This window comes from Noviherbaspirillum sp. L7-7A, assembly GCF_019052805.1.
Lineage (GTDB): Bacteria > Pseudomonadota > Gammaproteobacteria > Burkholderiales > Burkholderiaceae_D > Noviherbaspirillum_A.
The window spans coordinates 1,850,705-1,868,747 of record NZ_JAHQRJ010000001.1 but is presented as its reverse complement, the minus strand read 5'-3'; the positions used below and the strand labels follow the sequence as shown (position 1 = coordinate 1,868,747).

Below are 18,043 nucleotides of genomic sequence, written 5' to 3'. Positions count from 1 at the left end.
TCTTATTGATCAGGCGTTCAGCGCAGTTTGCGCAGGCGGGCTATGCGTTCCGCCATGGCGGGATGGGTGGACAGATAGGTTGGGCCATCCTGCTTTTCATTGCTCAGGCGTTCCAGTGCCGCCGCCAGGCTCTGTGCGCTCAACCCGCTGCGCCTGAGCAGATTCGCGGCATACAGATCAGCCTCGCGTTCCGCGTCGCGTGAATAGTGCAGGTCCAGCATCAGCGTTGGCAGCGTGGCCACCAGGCCGGAAGCGTCGCCAAACAGCGCCATCCCGGCCGCGCCAACCGCTGCGCCATGCACCAGCCGCCGCACCAGGTGGCGATGGTGCACATGGCCCAGTTCATGCGCCAGCACCGCCATCAATGCCTCTTCATCGTCCGCCAGCAGCGCGACGAGTTCATCGGTCAGCACAATGCGGCCCGCCGGCAGCGCAAGCGCATTCGGGCCGATGCGGCTCTTGCGGAACAGCAGTTCGAACCGCGGCGTATCGGCAGTACTTCCGGCCAGCGTGCCGAAGCGGGTTGTTATGCGCTGTTGCTGCTCACTCTTCAGGCGGCTGGCATCGAACAGCCTGGCGTCCAGCGCCTGCAGGGTTGCCTCTCCCAGGCTGCGTTCCACCGTCGATGGCAACATGACAGCAGCCAGGTCCGCCGCCAGCGGTAACGCGAAACGCCATAGCAGAGCGATGATGGCGGCCATTGCCAGCGCCGCAAGCAGCGTGGCCCGCCAGCTCTGCTGCAGCCTGCTGACCAGGCTGTCGGCGTGGCCGGTTGCAGCCAGCATGCGCGCGAAGCCTTGCCGGTCCTGGATTTCCAGATAGGCGCCGTCCGGAAAGGTAACGAGGCGCATGCCGTGCTGGCTAGCTTCGGATACCCGCAACTGGGCCAGGAGACAGTGCCGGCTGGCCCCGCCGCTGATGCTTGCCACATTCCCTTCCACCGTCAGAACCACCTGGTGGCGGCGCGACGTCTTGCCATCGAAATAGGCGGCAGGAATGCTCATCGATCGAGTCTCACAGCGACAAGTCGAAATCCAGCAGGTCGGCCACGCCTTCGCCGGTGGCGCCGGCCCGGGCCTGTGCATCGGCGACGAAATCGTCGAGACTGCCATCGACCAGCAGCGCGACCGATTCAAGCCGGTATTTCATCATGCGTATTTTCGCGAAAGGCATGTAAAGGCCCAGTGTGCAGATAATGGCAAGCAGGTTGGTCAGCGCAATGAAGGCCACGCGCCCCGGAGCAACCCGGCTTTCGAAGCGGTGCGGGCCGATGGAAGTGTGATTCCAGACCAGGTTTTGAAGCATTGCGTTAAATACCGGATACATCAGCATGGCCCATGCATAAAACGCCGCCAGAAACAGCAGGGCACCGCGATAGGCTTCGGCTGGTACGTCGCTGCGCTTCGACAAGGCTGCCAGCATGTTGCCAAATAACAGCCCCAGCACGATACCCCCCGCCACGAAGACCAGGAAGGCTTTCAGGTACAGCAGATAGAACCGTCCGACCCTGGCATCGAAGGAAAACCGGCTGACGCCGTAACGGCTTTCATTATGCTGGAAGCGCTTGATGCGCTGGTGCGCCATCGGCGCCAGCAGGAATGCGGTCAGCGACGCAATTGCCGGCCACAGCAGATAGGCGATATACGCGCCCGCGGTGCTGCCACCGAAGCCAAAGCGTATGCCCCGATAGCTGGTGTTGTAGAGCCTGAACTGGAGGCTTTTCCAGATCAGCCAGGGCAATGCCGCGATCAGCAGCAGGGCCAGCGCACCGGCCAGCAGGCCCTGCATCTCCGAGAACACCTGATAGGCAATCAGCAGCACCACTGCCACCATGCGCCCCTTCAGAATGGCCTTGGGCTCGCCATGGTAGTCGAAGGTGGCTCCGGCCAGGCGGGTATTGCCGTAAAAGTAGCGGGTACGCCTGACCTTGGCCCAGGCCGAATAAATACCGAGCGTGATAATGGACAGAAAGGTATTGGTAATCCAGATCCGAAAGTATTCGGCGCCGGTGCCGGTGAAACTGACCGGCTCGACCATGACCAGCTGGCCGTTGGAGAAAGGCGTGTCGGTTGCGGGAATGATGGCTGACATCGAGGCTCCTGGAGGTGAAGGAAGCACGCAGATTGCCTGCCTCCAGGAAATTGTCAATCAATAATAAAAGTATTAGCGGCCACGCGGCTGCTTAGCCCTGTTCGTCAGCCACCTTCAGGATCAGCTTGCCGAAATTGCGACCTTCGAACAGCATCAGCAACGTCTGCGGGAAGTTTTCCAGGCCATCGACGATATCCTCGCGCGACTTGAAGCTGCCATCCTTCATCCATTGCGCCATCTGTGCCGCCGCTTCCGGATAGCGGTCGGCCCAGTCGAACACCACGATGCCTTCCATGCGCGCCCGGTTGACCAGCAGCGACAGGTAGTTTGCCGGGCCCTTGACCGGCGTGGTGTTGTTGTACTGCGAGATCGCGCCGCAGATGATGATGCGCGCCTTCATGTTGATGCGGGTCAGCACCGCATCCAGGATGTCGCCGCCGACATTGTCGAAGTAGACGTCCACGCCTTTCGGGCAATGCTGCTTCAGGCCATCCTTCACCGAACCGGTCTTGTAGTCGATGCAGGCGTCGAAGCCCAGCTCATTGACCACGAAATCGCATTTCTCCTTGCCGCCGGCGATGCCGACCACGCGGCAGCCGCGCTGCCTGGCGACTTGACCCACCGTTTGTCCCACTGCGCCGGCGGCGCCGGACACCACCACGGTTTCGCCGGCCTTGGGCTGGCCGACCTCCAGCAGGCCGAAATAGGCCGTCATGCCGGGCATGCCCAGCGCATTCAGGTATTTGGGCAGCGGCGCGGCCGAGGGGTCGACCTTGTAGAAGGCAGCGGCCTTGTCGTCGGCGGCGCCGATCCAGTATTGCTGCACGCCGGGGACGCCGGATACGTAATCGCCCACGGCAAATTTCGGCGACTTCGACGCGACCACGCGGCCGATACCGCCGGCGCGCATCACTTCGCCTATGCCCACCGGGCGGATGTAGGATTTGCCTTCATTCATCCAGCCGCGCATTGCAGGGTCGAGCGACAGGTAGATCACCTTGACCAGGATTTCGCCGTCAGCCAGTTCGCCTACCGGTTCGGATGTATGCTGCCAGTCGCTGTCCTTGGGCATGCCGACCGGGCGGGCGGCAAGGCGGAACTGCTGGTTGGTGAGCGTCGTGGTCATTCTGGTCTCCTGTTGAGTTGGGTGAAGCACTATACCGCAAATTGAAACGGTCGTGCTTTTTTCGGCATTTGTAAGAAAACAGGAACTTTCTGTTCGTTCATCAGACCAAGCCGGGAGCTTTGCGATCCGCAAGCTCAATATTGTTGCGCCAGAGCACAAACTCGATGATTTGCCGGTTCCGGCAAGCCAACAGCGACTTACCCGTAGGTTGAAACGCGCCACCGACGCGGCCCTACGTCCTTAAACCGGCCCTTGTTCTAGTTATTTCCAGGAGATCCCATGCTTCGTTCCGAAACCCTTTTTGGCAAGCGCGAACCCAATTCCACCACCCCCAACGCACCGCTGAACGCGTCCACCCCTGGCACTCAGCCGGGCGGCATGTCCAGCGCTGTCAAGCCCGCTCCGACTCCGACCGGCATGGGACCGGGCGGCGCCAGCGGTGCCGCGCCTGCGCCGGCCGCACCGGCCCCGGCATCGTCCGAAGGCGGCAGCAAGCTCATCGTCGGCCCCAAGATCAAGCTGACCGGCGGCCAGATCACCGACTGCGACACCCTGGTGGTGGAAGGCACGGTCGAGGCAACCATGGAAGCGCGTGAAATCCAGATCGCCGAGCAGGGTTCCTTCAGCGGCTCCGCCGAAATCGATGTCGCCCATGTGCGCGGCACCTTCGACGGCAATCTGACGGCCCGCCAGAAGCTGGTCATTTATTCGACCGGCAAGGTGATCGGTACCGTGCGTTACGGCAAGATCGTGATCGAAGAAGGCGGCGAACTGGCTGGCGACACCCAGGTTGGTTCTGACGGCGCTCGCTCCGGTCTGTCGGTGGCCAAGGCAGCTGTCTGATCGTAGAGCCGCATAGACCGTAACGATGCCGGCGCCCTGCAGGGCGCCGGCATTTTTGTTTCAGGGCTTTATCTTCCGAATCCCCGGCTCGTGCGACAATACCCGGCTTTGCCGCATCCGAACATCAATAACATGACGCACCCGGAATACATTCTTACCCTTTCCTGCCTGGACCAGCGTGGCATCGTTCACCGCGTATCGGGCTTCCTGGCCGATCACGGCTGCAACATCATCGATTCCGCACAGTTTGGCGACGCCCAGTCCAAACTGTTTTTCATGCGCGTGCATTTTTCGCTGGAAGACAGTGGCATCGGCGATGCGCTGCTGCGCAGCGACTTCGCCGTGCTGGGCGACAGCATGCAGATGAACTGGCAGTTGAATGATGCGCACAAGAAGCCGCGCATGCTGATCATGGTGTCGAAGATCGGCCATTGCCTGAACGACCTGCTGTTCCGCTACAAGAGCGGACTGCTGCCGGTGGAAATACCGGCCATCGTGTCCAATCACACCGATTTCTATCAGCTCTCGGCCAGCTACAACATTCCCTTCCACCATCTGCCCCTAGCGGCGGGCGCTTCGGCGGAAGCCAAGCGCACGCAGGAAGAAAAGGTGCTTGCCATCGCTCGCGAGCATGGCATCGACCTGGTGGTACTGGCGCGTTATATGCAAATCCTGTCGCCGCAGATGTGCGAGGCCTTGAAGGGCCGTGCGATCAACATCCATCATTCCTTCCTGCCCAGCTTCAAGGGCGCCAAGCCCTATTACCAGGCGCATGACCGCGGCGTAAAGCTGATCGGCGCGACGGCGCACTTCGTGACCAGCGACCTGGATGAAGGCCCGATCATTGAGCAGGATGTGGAGCGGGTAGACCACGCGATGGATCCGGACACCCTGACCGCCATCGGCCGCGATGTCGAATGCGTGGTGCTGGCGCGGGCGGTGAAATGGTTCGTGGAACACCGGATACTGCTGAACGGCCACAAGACGGTGGTGTTCAGGTAAGCCCGTGTATTGAGAAAAGCGTAACAGGCAGGTTTCCCTGCCTGTTTTTCATTGTGCGGCGGCGTTTTCCGCTGCGGTTGGAAAGGATCAGCCCAGCACGCGCCGGAACCAGGCGCTGATGTCGTCCACCTCTTCCTGGCAGACCGAGTGCGGCATCATGTATTCATGCCATTCCACCTCGTAGCCCAGCGATCGCAGGAGATCGCGCGACTGCTCGGCGCGGATGATGGGAATCACCTGGTCGCCGCGGCCATGGGCCATGAAGATCGGCGTGGCCTGGTTGGATGCATGCCGTTCCTCGGCGATCGTGGTGTGCAGCGGCACATAGCCCGACAGGCACAGCAGGCCGGCCAGTTTCTCGGGATGACGCAGGCCGGTCTGTATTGTCATTGCACAGCCTTGGGAAAAACCCGCCAGTACGATGCGCTCGGCGGGGATGCCGCGCGCTTTTTCCTGGGCGATCAGCTGTTCCACCATCGCCTGCGATGCACGCAGGCCTTTTTCATCCTCGCGGCGCGACAGGTCGGCGCCGATGATGTCGTACCAGGCCCGCATCACATAGCCGTTGTTGATGGTGACCGGCATGGTGGGCGCATGCGGAAAGACGAAGCGGATGTCCTGCATGCCGGCCAGGTCCAGTTCGCGCACGATGGGCACGAAGTCGTCGCCGCTGGCGCCCAGGCCGTGCAGCCAGATCACGGAGGCGGTGGGATTCGGGCCGGTTTCTATCTGTATGGTTTCAAGCGCTGCGGAAGTCATCTGGTGAAAGCCTCATGCGGTTTTGGGACGGATTGCCGATTTCGGACGGAAGGCCTTGCATACCGCCTCGTCGGTCTCGATGTACGGGCCGCCGATCAGGTCGATGCAGTAGGGCACGGCGGCGAAGATGCCTGCCACCAGCGGCTTGCCATCGGCGTCCTTCAGGCCTTCCAGGGTTTCGCGGATCGACTTGGGCTGGCCGGGCAGGTTGATGATGAGCGCCGCATGGCCGTCGGCTTCGCGGATTACCGCGACCTGGCGCGACAGGATGGCGGTAGGCACGAAATGCAGGCTGATCTGGCGCATCTGTTCGCCGAAGCCGGGCATCTCCTTGGTGCCTACGGCCAGCGTGGCTTCCGGCGTCACGTCGCGCCGGGCCGGGCCGGTGCCGCCGGTGGTGATCACCAGGTCGCATTGTAGCTGGTCCACCAGTTCGATCAGCGCGGCTTCGATCTGTTCGCGTTCATCGGCGACCAGGCGGGTTTCCACTTCGAAGGCGCTGGTCAGGGCGCCGGACAGCCATTCATTCAGGGCGGGTATGCCCTGGTCCTGGTAGACGCCGCCCGATGCCCGGTCCGACACCGAAACCAGGCCGATGCGCGCTGCGCCATCACGCCTCATCGTCTTCTCCTTCTTCCTGGTCTTCCTGGTTTTCCTGATCGGCTTGCGCCGCTTTGGTGCCACCCTGGAGTTGCTTCAATACCTGGAAAATTTCGCGGTACGCCTTGGGCGGCTTCTGCTCGGCCTGTTCGCGCCGGGCATTGCGGATCAGGGTGCGCATCTGCTGCACATCGAGTTCGGGATACTGGGCCCGCAATTCGGTCAGCGCGCCGTCGTCGGCCAGCAGCTTGTCGCGGCGGCGTTCCATCGCATGCATCGCGGCGGTTTCGGCGCGCGACGGCTGTTTCCAGCTGTCGATGGTCTTGCGGATCAGCGCGACTTCCTCTTCTTCGAGGGTGCGCATTTTCTTGCCGACATATTGCAGCTGGCGGCGGCGGCCCTCATGGTCCTTGATGGTCTGGCATTCGAGGATGGCGTCGCGCACGTCTTCCGGCATCGGCACGCGCTTGACGCGTTCGCGTGGTTCGGCAATCAGTTCTGCGCCCAGCTTCTGCAGGGCGGTCATTTCACGCTTGAGCTGGGATTTGGATGGGCGGTCGTATTCCTGTTCAAATTCATTCGACTGGAATCCGGTGGAGCCCCGGTTGGAGTTAGGCATGATAGGGATGCGGCATGAGCCATTCGGTAAACGGCTGCTATGATAACTCTTTTACACGGCCCCCTAAAATCCGCCATGAACGATACCTTGTTTATCCACAGCCAGGACCAGTTGCGCGCGCTTGCCGAGGATGTGCTGCGTTACGCCAGAGAGGCCGGCGCGTCCGATGCCGCGGTGCAGATCAGCGAGGGCAGCGGCCTGTCGGTCACGGTGCGGCGGGGGGATGTGGAAACCATCGAGCAGAACAAGGACAAGGGCATCTCGGTCACGATCTACATGGGCAGGCAGGGCGCCGTGCGGCGCGGCAGCGCCAGCACCTCCGACTTCGCGCAGCAGTCGCTGAAGGACACCGTGGACGCGGCCTGCAATATCGCGCGCTTCACCGCCGAGGACGACTGCGCCGGCCTGCCGGACGAGGACACGCTGGAATTCGAGCCGCGTGACCTGCAGCTCTGCTATCCCTGGACCATCAACGCCGAGGAGGCGATTGCGCTGGCCGCCCGTGCCGAGGCGGCGGCCTTCGCGGTCGATCCGCGGGTGGAAAACAGCGAAGGCGCCAGCGTGCATGCGCAGCAGTCGCATTTCGTCAGCGCCAATACCCGCGGCTTCATCGGCGGCTATCCCTATTCCCGCCACACGATGTCGGTCGTCCCGATCGCCGGCCGAGGCGGCAACATGCAGCGCGACAGCTGGTATTCCTCCACGCGCGACCCCGCCAGGCTGGCCGCGCCCGAGGCGATTGGCCGCTACGCCGCCGAACGCGCGCTTGCACGCCTGAATGCGCGCAAACTGGACACCCGCAAGTGCCCGGTGCTGTTCGAGGCGCCGCTGGCCGCCGGCCTGCTGGGCGCTTTCGTGCAGGCGGTGTCGGGCGGCGCGCTGTACCGCAAGTCCACCTTCCTGCACGACTCGGTCGGCAGCCGGGTGTTCGCCGACCACATCCAGATCATCGAGGACCCGCATCTGCCCGGCGCGGTCGGCTCGGCGCCGTTCGACGAGGAGGGCGTGAAAACCGCCCGGCGCGACGTGGTGCGCGACGGCGTGGTGCAGGGCTATTTCCTGTCCACCTATTCGGCCCGCAAGCTTGGCCTGAAGACGACCGGCAATGCGGGCGGCGCGCATAACCTCAGGATCACGTCCAGCCGTACCGGCGCCGACGATGACTTCGCCGGCATGCTCAGGAAAATGGGCACCGGCCTTCTGGTGACCGAGCTGATGGGGCAGGGCGTCAATTACGTCACCGGCGACTATTCGCGCGGCGCGTCGGGTTACTGGGTGGAGAATGGCGTGATCCAGTATCCGGTCGAGGAAATCACCATTGCCGGCAACATGAAATTGATGTTCGAGCAGATTGTTGGCATCGGCACCGATACGCTCATACGCGGCACCCGTGAAACCGGCTCCATCCTGATCGAAAGCATGACCGTCGCCGGCAATTGAACGCAGCGCCGGCGCGGATTGCACGGCAAGGCCCCTAACGCCAGCACACCCTGAAAAGAACTTGTGCATCGCCGCAGCTATTTGTATTGCGGCGTTTCCTTGCCGCCCCTACAATCTGCAACGCCGTTTGCCCGGCAACTTTTCAATTGCCGGGCTGCAGCCATTCCTATACATCACAAGTCTCTGGAGATAACAACATCATGGAACGACGTTCCTTCCTGAAAAAAGCCGCAGTTGGCGCATCGGTAGGCGCGATTGCAGCGCCAGCGCTGGCGCAGTCGCAGCCCACCGTCAACTGGCGCCTGGCGTCAAGCTTCCCGAAATCGCTGGACGTCATCTACGGCGCTGCGGAACGCATGTCCAAGCGGGTAGCCGAACTGACCGGCGGCAAATTCAACATCCGCGTGTTCGCAGCGGGTGAAATCGTTCCGGCGCTCCAGGTGGTGGATGCAGTGCAGGCTGGCACAGTCGAAATGGGCCATAGCGCAGGCTATTACTATTTCGGCAAGGACCCGGCATTCTGCTTCGACACCGCAGTGCCTTTCGGCCTGACTTCGCGCCAGCAGACGTCCTGGTTCGAATTCGGCGGCGGCAAGGAGCTGATGCGCGAGTTCTACAAGGACTACGGCATCCTGAACTTCATGGGCGGCAACACCGGCACCCAGATGGGCGGCTGGTACCGCAAGGAGATCAAGACCCTGAAGGACATGGACGGCCTGAAGATGCGCATCAGCGGCCTGGCCGGCCGCGTGGTGCAGCGCCTGGGCGTGGTGCCGCAGCAGATCGGCGGCGGCGACATCTACCCGGCGCTGGAAAAGGGCACGATCGACGCGGCGGAATGGGTGGGTCCGTACGACGACGAAAAGCTGGGCTTCAACCGCGTGGCGCCGTTCTACTACGCGCCGGGCTGGTGGGAAGCGAGCGCGCAGCTCAACTTCATGGTCGGCATCAAGGAATGGGAAAAGCTGCCGAAGGAATATCAGCATGCCTTCGAAGTGGCCAGCCATGAAGCGCACCTGTTCATGCAGGCCGACTTCGACAACCGCAATCCGGCCGCGCTGGCCCGCCTGCTGAAGGCAGGCGTCAAGCTGCGCACCTTCTCTCGCGACATCATGGAAGCCGCCTACAAGGCGTCGACCGAGGTGATGGAAGAGGAAGCCGCGAAGAACGCGAAGTTCAAGAAGATCTACGAGCCGTGGAAGCAGTTCCGCCAGAACCAGAACCAGTGGTACTCGGTGTCCGAAGCGCCGATCGCCAACTTCATGGTCAGCCGCAAGTAAGTCGAAGCACATCACAGGCCGGCGGATCCGCCGGCCGGCAGTTGTTTCAAAGCGCCCGTAGCACGCAAGTCCTACGGGCTTTTTTTCAGTGTCGTAGCCGCAGCAAAGGAGCAGTAAGCCAAGTCAGCATCATTCACTCAGGAGAAAATATGGAACGTCGTTCGTTCATCCGTACCGCTGGTGCCGGCGCCCTCGCCGGAACCCTCGCCTCGATTGCCACGCCGTCCGTGGCCCAAACCCACCCCTCAATCAACTGGCGCCTCGCCTCCAGTTTCCCAAAATCCCTGGACACCATCTACGGTGGCGCCGAAACCCTTGCCAGGCGTGTAGCCGCGCTTACTGACGGCAAATTCAATATCCGCGCCTTTCCCGGCGGCGAAATCGTACCCGCGCTGCAAGTGGCCGATGCCGTCCAGGCCAACACGGTCGAAGTCGGCCATACCTGCTCCTACTATTATTTTGGCAAGGATCCCACGTTCGCATTCGACTGCGCCGTGCCTTTTGGCCTTAATTCCCGGCAGCAGTCGTCCTGGTTCGATCAGGGCGGCGGCCGTGAGCTGATGCGCGATTTCCTGCGTGAATACGACATCGTCAACTTCATGGGCGGCAATACCGGCACTCAGATGGGCGGCTGGTTTCGCAGGGAGATCAAATCAGTTGAAGAGCTTAACGGGCTGAAGATGCGCATCGGCGGCTTTGCCGGGCGGGTAATGCAGCGCCTCGGCCTGGTGCCGCAGCAGCTTGCGGGTGGCGACATTTATCCGGCGCTGGAAAAGGGCACCATCGATGCAGCCGAGTGGATCGGACCGTACGACGATGAAAAGCTGGGCTTCAACAAGGTCGCGCCGTTTTACTATGCGCCCGGCTGGTGGGAGAGCGGTCCGCAGATTTCCTTCTATGTGAATGCAAAGGAATGGGAGAAGCTGCCCAAGGTCTATCAGGCGGCTTTTGAAGCGGCTTCATACGAGGCCCATGTGGTGATGCAGGCACAGTACGATGCGCGCAATCCGAGCGCGCTGGCGCGCCTGCTCAAGAGCGGCGTCAAGCTGCGCAGCTTCTCTCGCAACATCATGGACGCCTGTTACAAGGCTGCCCAGGAGGTGATGGAAGAGGAAGCGTCAAGGAACGCCAAGTTCAAGAAGGTTTATGAACCCTGGAAGCGCTTCCGCCAGGATGAAAACCAATGGTTTTCGGTGGCCGAGGCAACCTTGCAAAACTATATGAACAGCGCACGTTGATTCCCGCAGGGCGCTGATCCCGCCTTTGATACGCCGCGATGCGGTGTTATTCCACCGGCGGCCTTGCACCTGATGCGCAAACAGCCACCGGCACTGCAAAAACGGCAATCCATGGCAAAGGCCCCGTGATGAAGCGGGGCCTTTCTACTTGCGACCATGGCGATCGGTCCTGGATCGCCAGACTGGCGGATGCTACTTCTTCTCGCCCTCGGTGGAGAAGTTCAGCTGCGGCTCGCCGCCGTCGGCTGGCTTCTGTTCCTCGCTGGTCGAGAAGTCCAGGTTGGGCTGGCCTTCGGGCTGGCTATTCTCGGACGGCGTATCGATGCGCAGTTCAAGCTGTTCCTTCATGTCGGCATGCTTCTCGACGGATACCAGCTGCGGGAAGGCGATGATCAGCGACACCATGACCACCTGGATCAGCACGAAGGGCACCGAGCCCCAGTAGATATCCGAGGTCTTGACTTCCTTGGGCGCCACCGAACGCAGATAGAACAGCGCGAAACCGAATGGCGGATGCATGAAGGAGGTCTGCATGTTCACGCCCAGCAGGACGCCGAACCAGATCAGGTCGATGCCCATCTTCTCGGCAACCGGCCCAACCAGCGGCACCAGGATGAATGCCAGCTCGAAGAAGTCCAGGAAGAAGGCAAGCCCGAAGAACAGGATGTTCACCACGATCAGGAAGCCGGCCTTGCCGCCCGGGAGGGATGTCAGCAGATGCTCGACCCAGAGGTCGCCATTCACGCCGCGGAACACCAGGGAAAATACGCTGGAGCCGATCAGGATGAAGATCACGAAGCAGGACAGGCGGGTGGTGGAATCCATGGCCTGCTTCAACAGGCTCCAGTTCAGGCGCCGGTTCATCATGGCCAGGATCAGTGCGCCCAGCGCACCCATGCCGCCGCCCTCGGTCGGCGTGGCGATGCCCACGAAAATCGTGCCGAGCACCAGGAAGATCAGCGCCAGCGGCGGGATCAGCACAAATACCACACGCTCGGCCATGCGCGAGAGCATGTTCAGGCCCAGCTTGCGATTGACAAAGGCGAACAGGAAGCAGACTGCGGTTGCCAGGGAGGCGCCGTAGATCATCACTTCGTCGGCAGGCTTGTTTGGATGACGTGCGCCGAACCAGCCGTCGAACAGGTAGGTGATGCCGACTGCGATGGCCAGCAGCACCACCAGCGACTTGACGCCGCTCGATCCATCCGGCTGGCGCAGGTTGCGCGCTTCCAGCGGCAGCGCTGGTGCCGCGCCCGGGCGGAAGATCGATATCGCCATCACATAGCCAGCATACATTGCGGTGAGCATCAGGCCCGGGAAGAAAGCGGCCTTGTACATGTCGCCGACCGAGCGGCCGAGCTGGTCAGCCATCACGATCAGCACCAGCGACGGCGGGATGATCTGCGCCAGCGTGCCGGAGGCAGCGATCACGCCGCTGGCCAGCCGCTTGTCGTAACCGTAGCGCAGCATGACCGGCAGCGAGATCAGGCCCATCGAGATCACCGATGCCGCCACCACGCCGGTTGTTGCCGCCAGCAGCGCGCCGACGAAAATCACCGCATAGGCTACGCCGCCGCGTATCGGGCCGAACAGCTGACCGATGGTGTCGAGCAGGTCTTCCGCCATGCCGGAGCGTTCCAGGATCAGGCCCATGAAGGTAAAGAAGGGGATCGCCAGCAGGGTGTCATTGGCCATGATGCCGAACAGCCGGTTCGGCAGGGCTTGCAGCAATTCGGGCTTCAACAGCCCCAGTTCGATGCCGAGCAGGCCGAACAGCAGCCCGTTGGCCGCCAGCGCGAATGCCACCGGGAAGCCCGATAGCAGGAACAACACCAGTGCGCCGAACATGATCGGCGCCATATTTGCAATCAGGAATGCGCTCATGATTTTCTGTCCTAGTCGAGCTTGTTGGCGGCCTTGATGGCGGCGATTTCTTCTTCCGGATTGGCAGCATGCTTTTCAAACTCGCTTGCATCCACCAGGCCTGCGAGGAAGCCGAAGCGTTTGATCAGCTCGGAAAAGCCCTGCAGGATCATCAGCACGAAGCCGACCGGGATCAGCAGCTTGGCTGGCCACAGGATCAGGCCGCCGGCATTGCTCGACACTTCCTGGTTGCGCATCGATTCCATTGCATAGGGAACCGCAAAATAGAGGATCAGCAGGGACACCGGCAGCAGGAAGAACAGGAAGCCGAGGATGTCGATGATGGCCTGGGTGCGGCGCGAGAAACGGCCCACGATGACGTCGATGCGCACGTGTTCGTTGCGCTTCAAGGTATAGGCGCTGGCCAGCATGAACATCGCGGCAAACAGGTACCACTGGATTTCAAGCCAGGCATTCGAACTCATGTTCAGGCTGTAGCGGATGATGGCATTGCCGGCGCAGATCAGCACTGCCAGCAGCAGGGCCCAACTGACCGCGAGGCCAATCTTTTCATTGATCGCGTCGATCAGACGCGCAAGCGAAAGCAGTAAAGACATGGTTTGTCTCCGTCTTGATGTTCAGATATGGGGGGTTGCCCTCGAATGGCGTGGCGGCACGTCTGGTACGGGCTTGTTCCTGCGTGAGCGGGTGGGAGTATATGACATTTCTAGTAAGGAACAAGCATTTTGGCGTAAAAACCTGCAACGCCGCTAAGGCGCAATTGCAGGGGCTTTCTGTGGACATGCGGGTGTTTTAACGCACGATGACCCGGCTTCCTCGGCTCAGCGTCGACGGAGTATAGGAAAAAATGCCTGAGCTTGGAAAACAAATCCGCGCAGCCGGAGAAAAGTTTTGCTAGTTTGCCAAAATCGAATTGATAAGCGGAAAACCGTGCGGAAGACGAGTAATGAAGTCGTAAAAAAACATCATCATTTGCGCAGGCAGGCTGATTCTTTTGCAGCCGCCTGCCTGGCAAGCAACCGTCAGCCCAACTCCGCCCGTACCCTGGCAATGGCCGCCCGTACCTGATTCGGCGCAGTGCCGCCCACATGGTCACGCGCCGCGACCGAGCCTTCGAGCGTCAGCACATGAAAGACATCCTCTGCGACCAGATTGCTGAACTGGCGCAGGTCATCCAGCGACAGGTCGGCCAGATCGCAGCCGCGGTCGACGCAGGCGCGCACCGCATGGGCAACCGCTTCATGGGCATCGCGGAACGGCAGGCCTTTCTTGACCAGGTAATCGGCCAGGTCGGTCGCGGTGGCATAGCCCTGGAAAGCGGCGGCGCGCATCGCTTCCGGGCGCACCGTGATGCCGCGCGCCATGTCGGCAAAGATGCGCAGGGTGTCGGTAACGGTGTCGACCGTGTCGAACAGCGGCTCCTTGTCTTCCTGGTTGTCCTTGTTGTAGGCCAGCGGCTGGCCCTTCATCAGGGTAAGAAGGGCGATCAGGTGGCCGTTGACGCGGCCGGTCTTGCCGCGCGCCAGCTCGGGCACGTCCGGGTTCTTCTTCTGCGGCATGATGGACGAGCCGGTGCAGAAGCGGTCGGCAATGTCGATGAAGCCCACGCGCGGGCTCATCCAGATCACCAGTTCCTCCGACATGCGCGACACATGGGTCATTACCAGGGCGGCAGCGGCGCAGAACTCGATGGCGAAATCACGGTCGGATACGGCGTCCAGGGAATTGCGGCAGACATCGTCGAATCCCAGCGTGGCGGCGACCCGTTCGCGGTCGATCGGGAAGGTGGTGCCGGCCAATGCGGCCGCGCCCAGCGGCAGGCGGTTGACCCGCTTGCGGCAATCCGCCATGCGTTCGGCGTCACGGCCAAACATTTCCACATAAGCCAGCATGTGATGGCCGAAGGTAACCGGCTGCGCCACCTGCATATGGGTGAAGCCGGGCAGAATGGTGTCGGCATGCTGTTCGGCCAGGTCGGTCAGCGCCAGGCGCAGCTCGCGCAGCAGGCCGCTGATGTCATCGATCGCATCGCGCAGGTACAGCCGGATGTCGGTGGCGACCTGGTCATTTCGCGAACGGCCGGTGTGGAGCCGCTTGCCGGCGTCGCCGACCAGCTCGGTCAGGCGCTTTTCGATATTCAGGTGGACGTCTTCCAGGTCGAGCAGCCATTCGAACTGGCCGGCGGCGATTTCGGACTGGATCTGTGCCATGCCGCGCTGGATATCCTGGAGGTCCTGGCGGCTGATGATGCCCTGTTCGGCCAGCATGTCGGCATGGGCAAGCGAGCCCTGGATATCGAACTCGGCCAGGCGCTTGTCGAAAAACACCGATGCGGTGTAACGCTTGACCAGGTCGGAAACGGGTTCGGAAAAGCGCGCCGACCACGCTTCACTTTTTTTGGAGAGTTGTGCTGTCATAATTGTGTCCCGGAGAATTACGGGATTATAGAGCAAGCGGGTAGGCCTTCCGACTGGCAGGGACCGCTTGAGCCCGGACCATCTCGTTCTCGATCTTATCCATGTCCGCAACCGTTCCGGCCGCCGCGCCCGTATCCGTCCTGCCCGACTGCTGCAACCTCGGCGTGATCCTGCGCACCCTGGTGGCGGTGAACGGCGCCGTGATGGCGGCCATCCTGGCGCAGGCGCAGACGCTGGGCGCAGCCATCCTGTCCTTCATCGAGGCCTCGGTGCTGGTCGAACTCGCCAGCCTGGCCTCGCTGCTGATCCTGTGCGCGGCCAGGAAGCCGCTGGCCCATTTTCCCCCCTGGCTGCAGCGCCCGGCCTGCATGGTGGTGCCGGCCTCGGTCACGGCCATCATCATCCGTTTTCTGGCCACGCTCAACCTGTATGTGGTCGACCCGGCCGGGCTGGCGATGGTCCAGGGCGTGGTGACCGCGGCGCTGCTGGGCACGGTGCTGCAGCATTATTTCGAGCTGCGCACCCGCGCCTTCTCGCCGGCGCTGGCCGAGGCGCGACTGCAGGCGCTGCAGGCGCGGATCCGGCCGCATTTTCTGTTCAACAGCCTCAATGCGGTGCTGTCCCTGATACGCACTGCGCCGCGCCAGGCCGAGGCAACGCTGGAAGACTTGGCCGAACTCTTCCGCGCGCTGCTGCGCGACGCCCGTGACCTGACCACGCTCGAGCAGGAATTGCGGCTGTGCGAACAATATCTTTCCATCGAGAAAATTCGCTTGGGCGAGCGGCTGCAGGTGGAGTGGGAGCTGACCAATATGAGCGACGAAGTGCTGCACAGCGCGCAGATTCCGTCGCTGCTGCTGCAGCCGCTGCTGGAAAACGCGGTGCATCATGGCGTCGAACCGGCGCGGGAGCCGATGCTGGTGCAGATCCACCTGAGCCGATGGGGCGACAGACTGGACATTGCGGTGATCAATCCGCATCATCCTGACCGCAGTTCGCCCGGCAACCATATGGCGCTGGACAATATCCGGGAACGCCTGGCGCTGCTGTACGACGTCGAGGCCCAGCTGGTGACGACGATTGCGCGCGGCTTTTTCGAAGTGCGCCTGCGCTTTCCCTATGTCAAGGAGAGTTGATGAGTCAACGCATATTCATTGTGGACGATGAGGAACATGCCCGGTCGCGGCTGGCCATTCTGTTGTCGGATATCGCGGAAGAATGTCCGAATGAACTGGTGGGCCAGGCCAGCGACGCCGCCGGCGCATTGCAGGGCATTGTCGATACCCGCCCGGACATCGTGCTGCTGGATATCCAGATGCCTGGCATGAATGGCCTGGACCTGGCGGCGCGGCTGGCGCTGGAAGGCGAGGAAATGCCGGCGGTGGTGTTCGTCAGCGCCCATGAGGACTACGCGCTCAATGCCTTCGACGTGCATGCGCTGGATTACCTGGTCAAGCCGGTGCGGGCGGCGCGGCTGGCACAGGCGCTGAAGAGGGTTGCCACCCTGCGCGGCCGCAGCAGCGGCGGCGCCGCAGAAGCCACGCCGCGACGGGCGCATTTCACCGTCCACGAGCGCGATCGCCTGCTGCTGGTGCCGGTCAGCGATGTGCTCTATCTGAAGGCGGAACTCAAATACGTGACGCTGCGTACCCGCACCCGCGACTACCTGATCGAGGACTCGCTGTCTTCCATCGAGGAGGAACTGGACGATGTGTTCGTCCGCGTCCATCGCAACACCCTGGTGGCACGCAAGGCCATCATGGGTGTCGAGCGCGGCGTGGTGGGTGCCGACGGCGAGGGCGAGCGCGGGCAGGAAGCATGGCAGGTGATCCTGCGGGATGTCGCGGAACGGCTTCCCATTTCCCGCAGGCAATGGCCGGTGGTCAAAGCGCTGGTGCGCTAAGGCCCGCCATGAGCGTCATCGTTTTGATTGCGTTGAAATAATGCTCGTGCGCATGAGGTGCGCCGCCTATTGTTCGGTTGTGCGGCACAGGATACTCTGTTGACTGTATTGCCATTAGCCACTTTCTCCCTTCAGCCTGACGCGTGAACCCCGACCCTGGAAACGACCCGACCCCGACCTTGCCTGCGCCCCGACTGGCCAGCGGGGCGCGGCTGATCGCCTGCCGGGAGTGCGATCTGCTGCAATATGAGGTGGTGCTGGAGGGGCATGCCGATGCCCATTGCAGCCGCTGCAACAGCGTTCTCTACCGCGGCACACGCGCCAGCCTGGCGCGGATGCTGGCGCTGATGGCGAGCTGCGCGGTGCTGTTGGCGGTATCCAACCTGTTCCCGATCGCGGTGCTGGAGGTGCAGGGCGCGCATGTCGAGGCGACCCTGATCAATACCGTGATTACCGTCTACAACCAGGGGCGCGAACTGGTGGCCACGCTGGTGCTGCTGACCACCATCGTGCTGCCGGCAATCGAGATCGCCTGCATGCTGTACCTGCTGGTGCCGCTGGCGCTGGGCCGGATCGCGCCCGATACGCCGGCGGTGTTCCGCCTGGTGCTGGCCATCCATCCGTGGAGCATGATGGAAATCATGCTGCTGGGCGTGCTGGTCACGCTGGTCAAGCTGACCGATTTCGCCAACATCATTCCCGGCGTGTCCCTGTGGTCGTTCTGCGCATTGATCGTGTTCTTCACCATGGCGGCATCGGCCTTCAGCGTGCGCGATTTCTGGGCCTGGGTGGAAGAGCGCGACACGGCGCTTGAAATGAAGGAAAGCCTGCAATGAAAACA

17 protein-coding genes are annotated in these 18,043 nt (G+C 62.1%); 8 read left to right on the top strand and 9 right to left on the bottom strand.

Annotation, left to right across the window (positions count from 1 at the left end):
- Nucleotides 1-17: 17 nt before the first annotated feature.
- The 3 genes from KTQ42_RS08490 to KTQ42_RS08480 form a co-directional block, all read right to left on the bottom strand.
- The gene (locus KTQ42_RS08490) at nucleotides 18-1,004 is read right to left on the bottom strand and encodes a M48 family metallopeptidase (RefSeq protein WP_217345116.1); all 987 of its coding nucleotides are present in this window, start codon (nucleotides 1,002-1,004) and stop codon (nucleotides 18-20) included.
- A 10-nt stretch (nucleotides 1,005-1,014) separates the two neighbouring features.
- On the bottom strand, nucleotides 1,015-2,091 hold the full coding sequence (locus KTQ42_RS08485; protein ID WP_249222689.1) for a YjgN family protein: 1,077 nt from the start codon (nucleotides 2,089-2,091) through the stop codon (nucleotides 1,015-1,017).
- A 91-nt stretch (nucleotides 2,092-2,182) separates the two neighbouring features.
- On the bottom strand, nucleotides 2,183-3,217 hold the full coding sequence (locus KTQ42_RS08480; protein WP_217345115.1) for an NADP-dependent oxidoreductase: 1,035 nt from the start codon (nucleotides 3,215-3,217) through the stop codon (nucleotides 2,183-2,185).
- Between the two features lie 279 nt (nucleotides 3,218-3,496).
- Between KTQ42_RS08480 and KTQ42_RS08475 the strand changes: the two genes are divergently transcribed.
- Both KTQ42_RS08475 and purU read left to right on the top strand, forming a co-directional pair.
- Nucleotides 3,497-4,060 (top strand): polymer-forming cytoskeletal protein, encoded by a 564-nt coding sequence (locus KTQ42_RS08475; RefSeq protein ID WP_217345114.1) that lies wholly within the window; start codon nucleotides 3,497-3,499, stop codon nucleotides 4,058-4,060.
- Between the two features lie 132 nt (nucleotides 4,061-4,192).
- A complete protein-coding gene (gene purU, locus KTQ42_RS08470) occupies nucleotides 4,193-5,062 on the top strand; it encodes a formyltetrahydrofolate deformylase (protein ID WP_217345113.1) in 870 nt (289 codons plus the stop codon).
- 87 nt (nucleotides 5,063-5,149) lie between these two features.
- Here purU and KTQ42_RS08465 read toward each other — a convergent pair whose 3' ends face one another.
- Genes KTQ42_RS08465 through yjgA form a run of 3 tightly spaced genes read right to left on the bottom strand, consistent with a single transcriptional unit; the run spans nucleotide 5,150 to nucleotide 7,040 of the window.
- Nucleotides 5,150-5,821, bottom strand: a complete 672-nt coding sequence (locus KTQ42_RS08465) for an alpha/beta hydrolase (RefSeq protein ID WP_217345112.1) — start codon at nucleotides 5,819-5,821, stop codon at nucleotides 5,150-5,152.
- A 12-nt stretch (nucleotides 5,822-5,833) separates the two neighbouring features.
- Nucleotides 5,834-6,442, bottom strand: a complete 609-nt coding sequence (mog, locus tag KTQ42_RS08460; RefSeq protein WP_217345111.1) for a molybdopterin adenylyltransferase — start codon at nucleotides 6,440-6,442, stop codon at nucleotides 5,834-5,836.
- Nucleotides 6,432-7,040 (bottom strand): ribosome biogenesis factor YjgA, encoded by a 609-nt coding sequence (gene yjgA, locus KTQ42_RS08455; RefSeq protein WP_217345110.1) that lies wholly within the window; start codon nucleotides 7,038-7,040, stop codon nucleotides 6,432-6,434. The genes mog and yjgA overlap by 11 nt, the downstream gene beginning before the upstream one ends.
- Before the next feature lie 75 nt (nucleotides 7,041-7,115).
- Here yjgA and pmbA point away from each other — a divergent pair, with 75 nt between their 5' ends.
- From pmbA to KTQ42_RS08440, 3 genes are all read left to right on the top strand, one after another.
- Nucleotides 7,116-8,480, top strand: coding sequence for a metalloprotease PmbA (gene pmbA / locus KTQ42_RS08450; protein ID WP_217345109.1), 1,365 nt, complete (start codon nucleotides 7,116-7,118; stop codon nucleotides 8,478-8,480).
- A gap of 200 nt (nucleotides 8,481-8,680) precedes the next feature.
- Nucleotides 8,681-9,760 (top strand): TRAP transporter substrate-binding protein, encoded by a 1,080-nt coding sequence (locus KTQ42_RS08445; protein ID WP_217345108.1) that lies wholly within the window; start codon nucleotides 8,681-8,683, stop codon nucleotides 9,758-9,760.
- Between the two features lie 149 nt (nucleotides 9,761-9,909).
- Entirely contained in the window at nucleotides 9,910-10,998 is a 1,089-nt protein-coding gene (locus KTQ42_RS08440; protein ID WP_217346871.1) for a TRAP transporter substrate-binding protein, read from the top strand.
- A 192-nt stretch (nucleotides 10,999-11,190) separates the two neighbouring features.
- Here the strand turns inward: KTQ42_RS08440 and KTQ42_RS08435 are convergent, their stop codons facing one another.
- From KTQ42_RS08435 to argH, 3 genes are all read right to left on the bottom strand, one after another.
- The gene (locus KTQ42_RS08435) at nucleotides 11,191-12,882 is read right to left on the bottom strand and encodes a TRAP transporter large permease subunit (RefSeq protein ID WP_217345107.1); all 1,692 of its coding nucleotides are present in this window, start codon (nucleotides 12,880-12,882) and stop codon (nucleotides 11,191-11,193) included.
- A gap of 11 nt (nucleotides 12,883-12,893) precedes the next feature.
- Complete coding sequence (locus KTQ42_RS08430; protein WP_217345106.1) at nucleotides 12,894-13,478, bottom strand: TRAP transporter small permease subunit; 585 nt, start codon at nucleotides 13,476-13,478, stop codon at nucleotides 12,894-12,896.
- A 426-nt stretch (nucleotides 13,479-13,904) separates the two neighbouring features.
- On the bottom strand, nucleotides 13,905-15,299 hold the full coding sequence (gene argH, locus KTQ42_RS08425) for an argininosuccinate lyase (RefSeq protein WP_217345105.1): 1,395 nt from the start codon (nucleotides 15,297-15,299) through the stop codon (nucleotides 13,905-13,907).
- Between the two features lie 101 nt (nucleotides 15,300-15,400).
- Here argH and KTQ42_RS08420 point away from each other — a divergent pair, with 101 nt between their 5' ends.
- From KTQ42_RS08420 to KTQ42_RS08410, 3 genes are all read left to right on the top strand, one after another.
- Nucleotides 15,401-16,435 carry a histidine kinase gene (locus tag KTQ42_RS08420; RefSeq protein ID WP_217345104.1) on the top strand — a complete coding sequence of 345 codons (1,035 nt, stop codon included), beginning with the start codon at nucleotides 15,401-15,403 and terminating at the stop codon, nucleotides 16,433-16,435.
- Nucleotides 16,435-17,202, top strand: coding sequence for a LytTR family DNA-binding domain-containing protein (locus tag KTQ42_RS08415; RefSeq protein WP_217345103.1), 768 nt, complete (start codon nucleotides 16,435-16,437; stop codon nucleotides 17,200-17,202). Before KTQ42_RS08420 ends, KTQ42_RS08415 begins: the two co-directional genes overlap by 1 nt.
- A 143-nt stretch (nucleotides 17,203-17,345) precedes the next feature.
- Nucleotides 17,346-18,038: a paraquat-inducible protein A gene (locus KTQ42_RS08410; RefSeq protein WP_217345102.1), complete on the top strand. Its 693-nt coding sequence runs from the start codon at nucleotides 17,346-17,348 to the stop codon at nucleotides 18,036-18,038.
- Nucleotides 18,039-18,043 lie beyond the last annotated feature (5 nt).